Raw genomic sequence first — 11,974 nt, 5'->3', positions numbered from 1 at the left:
TCCCGGATGCCGCTACGCGGCTCCGGGATGACGATGGAGCTAGAGTTGGTTAAGCCGCATACATGAGCCTGGCCAATCTCATCGCGCGCGAGACACAGCGTTTCTTGGAGACACACCCGAAGAGCGCTGCGCAAGCGAAGGCGCTCGATGCGCATTGGCTGTTCGGCGCGCCGTTTCACTGGATGAAGGATTGGGCAGCGCCGGTGGTGATCATCGCTGAAGACGGCGAAGGCGCGGTGCTGACGGATATCGACGACAACACATACGACGATTTCTGCCTCGGCGACACGCCGGGCATGTTTGGTCATGGGCGGCCGGAGATCGCGCGCGCGGTGGCGGAGCAGGCGCGGCGTGGGGCGACGTTTATGTTGCCGACGCAAGAGTCCGCGGAAGTTGGCGCGTTGCTAGCGGAGCGGTTCGGGTTGCCGTTTTGGCAAACGACGTTGTCGGCATCGGATGCGAACCGTGCATTGATCCGCTGGGCGCGAGCGGTGACAGGCAAGTCCGTGATCGTGGTGTTCGACGGCTGCTATCACGGCATGGTCGAGGATTGCTTAGTTGAACTGCGTCACGGGCGAACGCGGCCGGATGCGGGACTGATCGGCCAGGTGTTCGACATGACGCGGACGACACGCGCGGTGTCGTTCAATGACATTGGTGCGCTGGAAGCGGCGCTGGCGCAGGGCGATGTGGCGGCGGTGTTGGCCGAGCCTGCAATGACGAATTGCGGGATGATACTGCCGGAGCCGAACTTCTGGAAGCGCGCGCAGGCGTTGGCGACGAAGGCCGGAGCACTGCTGATCCTGGATGAGACGCACACTTTGTCGACAGGGCCGGGTGGTGCGACGAAGACTTGGGGTTTGGCGCCGGATGCATTGGTTATCGGCAAGGCGATCGCGGGTGGGTTTCCGGCGGCGGTGTGGGGTGTCAGCGCAGAGCTGGGCGAGAAGATTACGGCGGCGAAGACGAGCGGCGGGCGATCGGGGATCGGCACGACGCTCGCCGGCAACGCGATGGGGATCGCGGCGATTGGCGCGACGCTGCGCGAGGTGGCGACGGCGGAAGCATATGACGTGATGCTCGCTGGCGCCGAGGCGCTGGTGGCGAAGCTACGTGCCGTCATCGCCAAGCGCGCGTTGCCGTGGTGCGTGGTGCATGTGGGCGCGCGGGCGGAGATCGTGTTTGCGCCGGAGCCGCCGAGGAACGCGGCGGAGATGCGGCCGGCGCTCGCGCAAGGCGAGCTGAACCATGCGCTGCATTTGTACTTAATCAATCGCGGTGTGCTGATCGCGCCGTTTCACATGATGATGCTGGTTTGTCCCGCCACGACGACGCAACAGATTGACCGGCTGGTCGCGGCGGTCGATAGCTTCGCCGAAGAGTTCGCCAGAGAGAGTGCATGACGATCGCCGACCCGAAAGAAGTTAAGACGTTTCTGGAGAAGCATCCAGAAATCCAGTTCTTCGAAATCCTGTTTACGAACATGTGCGGCGTGCCGCGCGGCAAGCGGCTGCGGCGCCATGAGATCGAAGCCGTGTACGCGCAGGGGCGCTTTCTGCCGGGCTCGATCCTGGTGAATGACATTACGGGACAGGACGTCGAGGCGACGGGGCTGGTTTGGGAAGATGGCGATGCCGATCGCATGGCGCGGCCGATTGCTGGGCGACTGACGCCGGCGCCATGGCTCGGCGATGATGTCGCGCAGATTCCGGTGTCGATGTACGAACTCGACGGCACGCCGCACGATCTCGATCCGCGTCACGTGCTGAAGCGCGTGATCGACCGCTTTGCGGCAGATGGGCTCGTGCCGGTCGTGGCGTGCGAGTTGGAGTATTATCTCGTCGATGCAGAGCGCACGGCGGATGGCCGTATCCAGCCGCCGAAATCGCCGCTGACAGGCGAGCGGCCGACGCAGCATCAAGTCTACGGCTTACGCGAAGTGGAGGAGGCGAGCGGCTTCTTGCGCGATTTGTGGATCGCGGCGGACGCGATGGGCGTGCCGTTGGAAGGCGCGATCTCCGAATACGCACCCGGGCAGTTGGAGCTTACGCTGAAGCATCATGCTGACGCGTTGCGCGCGGCGGACGATGCGGTGCTGTATAAGCGCGCGGCGAAGGGCTGCGCGTTGCGGCATGGCTATGAAGCGACGTTCATGGCCAAGCCATTCGGTGAGCTGGCCGGTTCGGGCATGCATCTGCACGTCAGCGTCAACGACAAGGCGGGCAAGAATATCTTTGCCTCGGACAAGCCCGAGGGCGAGCCCGTGCTGGCGCACGCCGTTGGCGGCATGAAGGCGCTGCTCGGGGATTCGATGGCGATCTTTGCACCGAACGCCAACTCGTTCCGGCGCTTCCGAGCCAATTCTTACGCACCGGTGGCGCCGACTTGGGGCGTTAACAACCGTACAGTCTCGTTCCGCGTGCCGGCTGGCGCGCCAAACACACGCCATATCGAGCACCGCGTCGCGGGCGCCGACGCACATCCGGCGCTGGCTTTGGCGGCGCTGCTTGCTGCGGTGCATCACGGCATCACGAACAAAATTGATCCAGGACCGGCAATCGTCGGTGACGGCTATGCGCAAGCCGAAGGTTCCGGCGAGAGGATACCGGTGAACTGGTTCGCGGCGGTCGATCGGTTCGCGGACTCCGCGGCGATGAAGGACTATCTCGGCGAGCGGTTCGTGAAGATGTTCTCGACGGTGAAGCGCGTCGAGCAGGATCGCTACCAAGCGGTCATTCCCTCGACGGATTTTGACTGGTATCTGCGCACCTGCTGAGGGCGAAAACGCCCGGTGGACCAATCTGATGCGACAGCTGCTTCGTTCCAAACTGCACAACGGGCGCACGACGGATGCAAACGTGAATTATGTCGGCTCGATCGAGATTGACATGGACCTCGTGGATGCTGTCGGGCTCTGGGAGGGCGAGAAGGTGCTCGTGGTCTCCAACACCTCCGGCGCGCGCCTTGAGACTTATGTTATCGCCGGCGCGCGCGGGACCGGCGTCATCTCGATGAACGGCGCCGCAGCAAAGCTGATCGGCGCGGGCGAGCAGGTCATTATTATGGGCTTTGAGCTGACCGATCAGCCCGTGCGGCCGTCGGTGGCGCTGCTCGACGACCAGAACCGGATCGAGCGCTTCCTCCACGGTGAGCACAACGCGGAGGCGAAGGGCGCCCGATAGGCGAACCGGGCGACTAAGAATTATGCGCCAGCCGTGATCACAGATATTGAAATGATCGCGGATTGCGCGTCTTTAGTGTCAAAGACTTAGATGGCGGGGACGCTGCAAGGCGGTCGAACAAAGAAGGGCACACGACATGGCGAAGAGCAAGTTTTTGGGAGGCGCTTCGCGCCGGTCTTTGCTTCAACAATTCGGCGCGGCGGCGATCGGGATTTCGTTCTCGGGCAGCTTGAGCGCGTGCGGACAAGGCGGCGGCGGGCGCACCGTCAACTTCTATAACTGGGATACGTATATCGGGCCGACGACGCTGGCCGACTTCCAGGCCGCGACCGATGTGCCGGTGAACATGAGCTTGTTCGCCACTAATGACGAATTGTTCGCGCGTCTCCGCGCCGGCAATCCAGGCTTTGACGTGATCGTGCCGTCGAACGAGTTCGTTACGCGCATGAGCCAGGCGCAGATGATCCAGGAATTGGATCGCGCGCAAATCCCGAATTTCACAAACCTGCTGCCGGAATTCCAGGACGCGGCGTTTGATCCGGGCCGGCGCTATTCGATGCCGTACACTTGGCTGGTGCTGGGCATCGGCTACAACAAGGCCGCGTGCGCAGCCAAGGGCGTGCCGGTGCCGAATTCGTGGCGCTACCTGTTCGACAGCCCGACCTTCACGCAGCGCATGGCGTTGCTGTCGGAATCGGCGGACCTGATCCGGCTTTGCGCCAAGTATCAGGGCATTTCGCTGAATGCGATTCCGGAAGCGAACCTGGCGTCGATCGAGCAAATGCTCATTCGCCAGAAACCGCATATCAAGGCGTTCCACGAAGACGACGGCCAGGATTTGCTGGCGGCGGGCGAGATCGACATCGTGCTCGAATATAACGGCGATATGGCGCAGTTGATGAGCGCCGAGGGTGGCGAAGCGTTCGACTTCGTGGTCCCGCAAGAAGGCACGCTGATCAACTCGGATTGCCTGTGCATCCCGACTGGCGCGCCGCACGTCGAAGACGCGCATGCGTTCATCAACTATCTGCTCGATGCGGAAGCCGGCAAAAAGATCACGGAAGAAATTCAATATCCGACGCCGAACGCGGCGGTGCGCGATCTGATGCCGGACAGCTACAAGAACAATCCGGTGATCTTCCCGTCGGCGGATTTGATGGCGAAGAGCGAATACGGCGCATTCGAAGGCGACGAGAAGGCGCGTCAGTTCGAAGAAATCTTCACCCGCATCAGCGCGGCCTAAGGTCGAAAACCGCCGACCCTCGGGTCGGCGGTTTTTTCGCTGCGGCGGAGGGAGCGCATGGAGCAGACTTGGAAACAGGCGAAGGCGGCGTTCGCGGCGATTGCCGTGCCGCCGATCGGCTGGCTGCTCTTCTTCTTTCTCATTCCGTTGGCGGTGATCTGGGCCTATTCGTTCGGTGAGAATACCGGACCGATCACCATCGATTTCACTGGCACGTTCGCGAACTATGGGCGGGCGCTCGAACCTCTTTACCTTCAAATCTTCTGGAAGAGCATTATCGTCGCGGGGTTGACGACGCTGTTGTGCCTTATCGTCGGCTTTCCCGTTGCGCTGGCGATCGCGTTCGCCTCGCCCAAAGCGAAAGCGTGGCTGCTGCTGCTGATCATGCTGCCGTTCTGGACGAACTTGCTGATCCGCACCTTCGCGCTGATCGCCGTGTTGCGGGAGCAGGGCTATGTGAACTTCGCGCTTGAATGGATGTGGAACAACGCCAGCGGGTTCATGAGTTTGGTGGGTTTACAGCCGCTCGGCGAATACGAGCCGTTGACGCTGCTCTACAACAATACGGCGGTGATCATCGGGCTCGTGTACGTGCACTTGCCGTTCATGGTGCTGCCGCTCTATTCTGCACTCGACCGCATGGATCGTTCGCTGATGGAGGCGAGCCTCGATCTCGGCGCCGGGCATTTGCGCACAATCTGGTCAGTGGTGGTGCCGTTGGCGGCGCCGGGGATCGCGTCGGGGATTTTGATCACGTTCATTCCGGCGCTCGGCGCCTATCTGACGCCTGACCTGCTCGGCGGCACCGATAGCCAGATGATCGCCAACGTGATCGAACGGCAATTCAAGCGCGCTAATGACTGGCCGTTCGGCGCGGCGCTCTCGTTCTTGCTGATGTACCTCACCTTCATCGCGATCGCGGCGCAGGCGTTCGTGCAGCGCAAAGCCGAGCGGAGGGGCTGATGGCCGACCAAGCCTTGACCTCGATCCCGCCGGTCGGATCGCCCAAAGCCGCGGCGAAGGAAAAGCCGGGGCCGCTGGAGTACATGCGGCAGTGGCCGTTGCGCGTCATCGTCGGCCTGACGCTGCTGTTTCTATATCTGCCGCTGATCACGCTGATGGTGTTTTCGTTCAACACCAGCCGGCGCAACATTGTCTGGCAGGGCTTCACCACCGATTGGTACGTGAAGGCGTTTAACAACGACTCGCTGCTGCAGGCCTTCATCAATTCGTTGATGATCGCGTTTTTCTGCACGGTGATCTCGGTGATCCTGGGCGCGCTGGCGGCGGTGATGCTGTGGCGCTTCCGGTTTCCCGGAAAGACGGTGGTCGAAGGCTCGATGGCGCTGCCGATCGTGGTGCCGGAGATTTGTCTCGGCGTCGCCATGCTGGTGTTCTTCGCACGGGTGATGCCGTGGCCGATGGGGCTGCCCTGGCCGCTGAACCTCGGCGCCATCACCATCGCGCACGTCTCGTTCGCGTTTCCGTTCGTCGCGACGGTGGTGCGAGCGCGGCTCTCTTCGTTCAATCGCGAGTTGGAGGAGGCGGCCAAAGATCTGGGCGCGAGCGAGTGGCGAACGTTTTGGGATGTGCTGGTGCCGCACATGCAGCCCGGCTTGATCGCGGGCGCGCTGCTGGCGTTCACGCTGTCGCTTGATGATTTCGTGATTACGTTCTTCACCGCCGGCCCGGATACGATCACGTTCCCGGTGAAGGTTTATTCGATGCTGCGCTTCTCGGTGACGCCGGAAGTGAACGCGGCATCCACCGTGCTTATCGTTGTTACCGTCATCCTGACCGCGGTTGGTCTGCAAATGCAGAACAACACGCCGAAGGAAAAGAAGGCCTGACATGACTGACGCCGCTGTTTCTAACGCCCCGGCCGCCAAGCCGACGCCGCACGTGAAAGAGAACGCGATCATCTCGTTCCAAGGTGTGACCAAACGCTTCGGCAAGATGGTGGCGGTCGATAACGTCAATCTCGATGTGCAAGAGGGCGAGTTCTTCGCGCTGCTTGGGCCTTCGGGCTGCGGTAAGACGACGTTGCTGCGGATGCTGGCGGGGTTCGAGACGCCCACCGAGGGTCGCATCCTGATCGACGGCAAGGACATCGCGCAGCTACCGCCAAACAAGCGGCCGGTGAATATGGTGTTTCAAAGCTACGCCGTGTTCCCGCACATGAAGGTGACGGACAATGTTGCGTATGGGCTGAAAATGGATGGCGTCGCCGGCGGCGAGATCAAGACGCGCGTGGAAGAAGCGTTGGAGTTGGTGAAGCTCGGTGGGCTGGGCGACCGGATGCCGGATCAGCTCTCTGGTGGCCAACGTCAGCGCGTGGCGCTGGCGCGTGCGCTGGTGAAGCGGCCGCGCGTGCTGCTGCTGGACGAGCCGCTCTCGGCGCTGGATGCGAAGCTGCGCGATCAGATGCGTTCAGAGTTGACGAGTCTGCAGGAGAAAGTCGGCATCACCTTCATGATGGTGACGCACGATCAGGATGAGGCGCTTGCCATCGCTACGCGCTGCGCGGTGATGAACCGCGGGGTACTGACACAAGTGGCGTCGCCAGGCGATCTCTACGAGTTCCCGAACTCGCGCTTCGTCGCCGATTTCGTCGGCAGCGTGAACATGTTTGAGGGGACACTTGCCGAGGATCAGCCGGACCATGCTTTGGTGCGCGTGCCGGAGCTTGCGGCGCCGGTTTACCTCGATCACGGCGTGACCGGCGCAAAGGGGTCGACCGTGTGGGTGGCGCTGCGGCCTGAGAAGATCGAGATGCACAAACGGGCCGAAGGCTCAACGGCGATGAAGATGGAGGATGCCCCGGCGGGAACCAACGTGGTGCCGGGCGTGATCCGCGACATCGTCTATCTGGGTAGTGAGACCAATTACGAGATCGAGCTGGATGGTGGACGCCGCGTAAAGACGTTTCGGTCGAATTTGACGCGCTACGATCAGGAAGATTTTACCTGGGATGAGCCTGTATGGCTGGCTTGGCACGCCTGTTCGCCGGCGGTGCTCCTATCTTAGGCCCATGACTCACGCTCAACGTCCCGTACTCGGCGTCATCAGCTGCAACCGCACCGTGGAGACGCAGGCCGCGCAGGCAGTGATGACGCGCTATTTGGTTTCCGCGATTAAGTACGCCGATGCGGCAGCGTTGCTGGTGCCGGCGATGCCGGAGCTGATGCACGCCAAAGAAGTCGCGCCGCGGCTCGATGGCATTTTGCTGACGGGCACGCCGTCCAATCTCGATCCGCAGCGCTATGGCCAGATTGTCGATGACGCGCCGGGGCCGTTCGATCCGGCGCGCGACGAGATGACGGCGCATCTGATCGAGGCGATGTTGGAAGCGGGTAAGCCGGTGTTCGGCATTTGTCGCGGGTTTCAGGAACTCAACGTCGCGTTCGGCGGCACGCTGCGTCGCGACATGAGCGATAATCCCGATCTGATCCCGCACCACGCGCCGGACAACAAGACGTTCGCTGAGTATTTCGAGCACATCCATCCGGTGACGTTGGAAGAAGGCGGCGTGCTGCAGCGCGCTTACAAGACAGACGAACTCAATGTCGTCAGCGTTCACTATCAGGGCGTCGATCTGCTCGGGAAGGGGCTGACGGTCGAGGCCAAGGCGCCGGATGGCGTTGTTGAAGCGATCTCGGGGAATGTGAACGGCGCGACCATCTTGGCGGTGCAATGGCACCCCGAATGGAAAGCGCACGAGAACCCACAGAGCCAAACCTTCTTTAAGCTCTTGGGTCGAGCACTGCGCCGCGAACCGCTGGTCGCCTGAGCCGCGACGACAGCGCAACAAGAACAATACGAGGAAACGACAATGGCTGCGCGCAACTATAACATTCCGGAGCTTCGCAGGCTCGATGTCGAACACCATTTGCCGGCACAGGCCAACTACGCGGAGCTGCAACGCATCGGCGGCAGCCGAATAATCACACGCGCCGAAGGGTCGACCATCTATGACGGCGAAGGCAATGCAATCCTCGACGGCATGGCGGGGCTATGGTGCGTGAATGTCGGCTATGGGCGCGAGGAACTGGTGCGCGCCGCGGCCGAGCAGATGCAGGAACTGCCGTTCTACAACACGTTCTTCAAGACAGCGACACCGCCCACGGTGATGCTGGCGGCGAAGCTGGCGGAGAAACTCGGCGGCAAGCTGCAGCACGTCTTCTTTAATGCGTCGGGATCGGAAGCAAACGACACGGTGATGCGTCTGGTGCGCTATTACTGGTCGCTCAAGGGCGAGCCGAAGCGCACGGTGTTTATCAGCCGTCGCAACGCCTATCACGGCTCGACTATGGCCGGCGCGAGCCTCGGCGGCATGGCGCATATGCATCCAATCGGCGGGCTGCCGATACCCGGCATTGAACACGTGGCGCAACCTTACAAGTTCAACGAAGGCTTCAACGAGGACGAAGAAGCGTTCGGCGCGCGTGTCGCGCAGGAGATCGAGGACCGCATCATCAAGGTGGGGCCGGAGAACGTCGCGGCGTTCATCGGTGAAGTGGTGCAAGGCGCCGGCGGCGTGATCATTCCGCCGAAGGGCTATTGGAAGCGCGTCGAAGCTATCTGCGAGAAGTACGGCATTCTGCTCGTGGTCGACGAAGTGATCACCGGGTTCGGCCGTCTGGGCGAATGGTTCGGCTTTCAGCATTTCGGCGTGACGCCGGACTTGGTGCCGATGGCGAAGGGGTTGTCGTCCGGCTATCTGCCGATCTCGGCGGTCGGCGTGTCGAGCGACATCGTGAAGGTGCTGCGCGACGGCAATGGCGAGTTCGCGCATGGCTACACGTATTCGGGTCACCCGGTCGCGGCTGCGGTGGCGCTGAAGAACATCGAGATCATCGAGCGCGAAGGCTTGGTCGAGCGCGTGAAGAACGATGCTGGGCCATATTTCGCCGAGGCGCTGAAGCGGCTCGAAGGCGATCCGCTGGTTGGCGAAGTGCGTTCGCTCGGTTTGATCGGCGCTGTGGAGATCGTCGCCAAGAAGGGAACCAACGAGCGCTTCACCGGCAAGGAAGGCAAGGCGGGGCCGATCGTGCGCGATACCTGCATCAAGAACGGGCTGATGGTGCGCGGCATTCGCGACAGCGTCGTGATGTGCCCGCCGCTGATCATCACGCACGCCGAAATCGATCGCATGATCGACATTATTGGCCGCTCACTGCGTGAAGCCGAGCCGGCGTTGCGGGCGCTGAAGGCGGATTAAGGCGCGACGCCGCCTTCGACTGCCAGCCCGGTGCGCTTGATCAGCGCCATGCCGTCGGAGATGTCATGCTCGATCGCGCTGCGCAGCGCGGCTTCGTCCTTGGCGAGGATCGCCTTGATCGCGCTTTGGTGGTTGTCGTGCAGATGCGCGTTGCCGAGGCGGCCGTAGACGACGCGCATGAACGGCCCGAACTGCAGCCACACCGTTTCGATCAGCTGGATCAACGTAGGCCGGTTCGAGGCGCGATAGAGTGTGAAGTGGAAGCGATAGTTCGCCATCATGTACGCATCGGGATCGCCCTTGGCGATCGCGGCATCAAGTTCGGCATCAATGCGGCGGAGTTCTTCGACGTGTTGCGCCGTCAAGTTCGAGAGCGCGAGTGACGCTGCTTCGGTCTCCAACGTGACGCGGCAGTTGAGCAAATCGTCGAACCGTTCGCTCGTCATCGGCGGCACGCGCACGCGGCGCTTGGAGCGGATCGACACTGCTCCTTCGGCGGACAAACGTGAGAGCGCGTCACGCACCGGTGTTTGGCTAACGCCTAATTCCGCCGCTAGACTACGTGTGGATAGCTCGTGACCAGGCGCCATGCGGCCGGTCACGAGTCTTTGCCGAAGTTCAGCATAGATTGCTGAGTTCAGGCCTTCTTCTTTGGTGTCGCTGGTAATCATCAAGCGTCAGTAACCCCAAACCCAAGCGAAAATCACCAAAAAACATCAGGCGAATGCGCCTCAACCATGCGGGGGGCCAGCTTGACTTGGCCTATTTGCAACACCCATAGTGCCGTATCAGGTGACTTATGCGCCCCCGCGGCCTTCCTCCGAAGGCGAATGGGCGCGGTTTGCTAGCGGCCCACATGGGTTGCGCCCGCTCTGGGATTGCGCCGCGCCCGTTTGAAAGAAATTCAGTTGCGGTTCTCGCGCGCCGTCTCGGCGCAACGCGCTTTTGCGTGCGCACAAATATGTGTGTGTCATGAGCTTTTCGAATTGGATCAAGGAACGCGGCATTGGTGAGATCGAGTGTCTGATTCCCGACTTGAACGGCGTCCTTCGCGGCAAGGTGTTTCCGGCGCAGAAATTTCTGCAAAGCGAACGCGATGGATCGCTGCGGATTCCGTCGAGCATCTATCTGCTGACTGTCACCGGCGAGTATGCCGACGAGGCCGACGAGGCGATGTCTACGCAAGATCCAGATGTCGTGCTGCGGCCCGACATCGATACAATCTGCGTGGCGCCGGGCTACAAGACGCCGACTGCGTTCGTCTTTGCCGATACGTATCACACCAGCGGTGAACCCTACGACATCGCGCCGCGCTACGTGCTGCGGCGTGTGCTGAAGCTCTATGAGGAAATGGGTGTGCGGCCGGTGGTGGCGCCGGAGCTCGAATTTTATCTGACCCAGGTGAACACCGATCCGGATTTGCCGCTGATGCCGCCGGCCGGGCGTTCGGGCCGCTCGGAAACGTCCCCGCAGCCCTACGGGCTTGAAGCGATCACCGAATACGAAGACCTGATCGAAACGATCTACGAGCACGCCGAACTGGCGTCGCTGCATCTCGACACCATGATCCACGAGAGCGGCACGGCGCAGCTCGAGATCAATTTCAATCACGGCGATCCGGTGCATGTGTCGGACCAGGTGCTGGTGTTCAAGCGTATTGTTCGGCAAGTCGCGCTGAAGCACGGCGTCTATGCGACGTTCATGGCCAAGCCCCACGAGAACCAACCGGGCAGTGCGATGCATCTGCACGTTTCGCTGGTCGACGCCAAGAAGGGCAACAACCTGTTCGGGTCACAAAGTGCTATGGGCGCTGAAGCCAACACCGAGATGTTCCGCAACTTCGTCGGTGGGTTGCAGAAGTATCTCGGCGCATGCACGCCGCTGTTCGCGCCGAACGTGAACTCGTTCCGCCGCATGCGGCCGGACTTCTCGGCGCCGATCAACCTGCAGTGGGGCTATGACAACCGCTCCTGCGGCTTGCGTGTGCCGATCTCGCAAACCGAGAACCGGCGCATCGAGAACCGTTTGCCAGGCGCGGACGCCAATCCGTACTTGGCAATCGCGGCGGTGCTAGCGTGCGGGTATATTGGCATCCGCGACAAGGTTGCGCCGGCGGAGATGGTGCAGGGGAGCGCTTACAAATGGGCGCGGACATTGCCGCGAACGCTGAGCGAAGGCCTGGATCGCTTCCAGAAGTGCCAACCGGTGATCGAATTGCTGGGTGACCATTTCTGCACGGCGTTCCAGATGATCAAGGCGCACGAGCTCAGCAATTTCGAGGGCGTCATCAGCTCTTGGGAGCGCGACCACTTGCTCTTGAAGGTGTGA

The 11,974-nt window shown here is 61.7% G+C and carries 11 protein-coding genes; 10 read left to right on the top strand and 1 reads right to left on the bottom strand.

Translation table 11 applies throughout. The annotated features are described in order from the left end of the window. The first annotated feature begins 62 nt into the window (after nucleotides 1-62). From DSM104635_RS18175 to DSM104635_RS18135, 9 genes are all read left to right on the top strand, one after another. A complete protein-coding gene (locus DSM104635_RS18175) occupies nucleotides 63-1,403 on the top strand; it encodes an aspartate aminotransferase family protein (RefSeq protein ID WP_158767582.1) in 1,341 nt (446 codons plus the stop codon). Next, nucleotides 1,400-2,776 (top strand): glutamine synthetase family protein, encoded by a 1,377-nt coding sequence (locus tag DSM104635_RS18170; protein ID WP_158767581.1) that lies wholly within the window; start codon nucleotides 1,400-1,402, stop codon nucleotides 2,774-2,776. The genes DSM104635_RS18175 and DSM104635_RS18170 overlap by 4 nt, the downstream gene beginning before the upstream one ends. Nucleotides 2,777-2,804: 28 nt before the next feature. Next, nucleotides 2,805-3,182: an aspartate 1-decarboxylase gene (panD, locus tag DSM104635_RS18165; RefSeq protein WP_158767580.1), complete on the top strand. Its 378-nt coding sequence runs from the start codon at nucleotides 2,805-2,807 to the stop codon at nucleotides 3,180-3,182. 136 nt (nucleotides 3,183-3,318) lie between these two features. Further along, a complete protein-coding gene (locus DSM104635_RS18160; RefSeq protein WP_158767579.1) occupies nucleotides 3,319-4,425 on the top strand; it encodes an ABC transporter substrate-binding protein in 1,107 nt (368 codons plus the stop codon). Nucleotides 4,426-4,482: 57 nt separating this feature from the next. Next, nucleotides 4,483-5,388, top strand: coding sequence for an ABC transporter permease (locus DSM104635_RS18155; protein ID WP_158767578.1), 906 nt, complete (start codon nucleotides 4,483-4,485; stop codon nucleotides 5,386-5,388). Next, complete coding sequence (locus DSM104635_RS18150) at nucleotides 5,388-6,275, top strand: ABC transporter permease (protein WP_158767577.1); 888 nt, start codon at nucleotides 5,388-5,390, stop codon at nucleotides 6,273-6,275. Before DSM104635_RS18155 ends, DSM104635_RS18150 begins: the two co-directional genes overlap by 1 nt. 106 nt (nucleotides 6,276-6,381) lie before the next feature. After that, entirely contained in the window at nucleotides 6,382-7,452 is a 1,071-nt protein-coding gene (locus DSM104635_RS18145) for an ABC transporter ATP-binding protein (RefSeq protein WP_228446079.1), read from the top strand. Nucleotides 7,453-7,456: 4 nt separating this feature from the next. Further along, nucleotides 7,457-8,215 carry a gamma-glutamyl-gamma-aminobutyrate hydrolase family protein gene (locus tag DSM104635_RS18140; protein WP_158767575.1) on the top strand — a complete coding sequence of 253 codons (759 nt, stop codon included), beginning with the start codon at nucleotides 7,457-7,459 and terminating at the stop codon, nucleotides 8,213-8,215. Between the two features lie 42 nt (nucleotides 8,216-8,257). Next, a complete protein-coding gene (locus tag DSM104635_RS18135; protein ID WP_158767574.1) occupies nucleotides 8,258-9,646 on the top strand; it encodes an aspartate aminotransferase family protein in 1,389 nt (462 codons plus the stop codon). Here the strand turns inward: DSM104635_RS18135 and DSM104635_RS18130 are convergent. Further along, nucleotides 9,643-10,317 carry a GntR family transcriptional regulator gene (locus tag DSM104635_RS18130; protein WP_158768145.1) on the bottom strand — a complete coding sequence of 225 codons (675 nt, stop codon included), beginning with the start codon at nucleotides 10,315-10,317 and terminating at the stop codon, nucleotides 9,643-9,645. The two genes, DSM104635_RS18135 and DSM104635_RS18130, sit on opposite strands and share 4 nt — an antisense overlap. Nucleotides 10,318-10,618: 301 nt before the next feature. Between DSM104635_RS18130 and DSM104635_RS18125 the strand changes: the two genes are divergently transcribed. Continuing rightward, entirely contained in the window at nucleotides 10,619-11,974 is a 1,356-nt protein-coding gene (locus DSM104635_RS18125) for a glutamine synthetase family protein (RefSeq protein ID WP_158767573.1), read from the top strand.

Origin of the sequence: Terricaulis silvestris (genome assembly GCF_009792355.1) — a bacterium.
Lineage (GTDB): Bacteria > Pseudomonadota > Alphaproteobacteria > Caulobacterales > Aquidulcibacteraceae > Vitreimonas > Vitreimonas silvestris.
The sequence above is the reverse complement of the archived record's forward strand: the minus strand, read 5'-3'. Positions and strand labels throughout refer to the sequence as shown.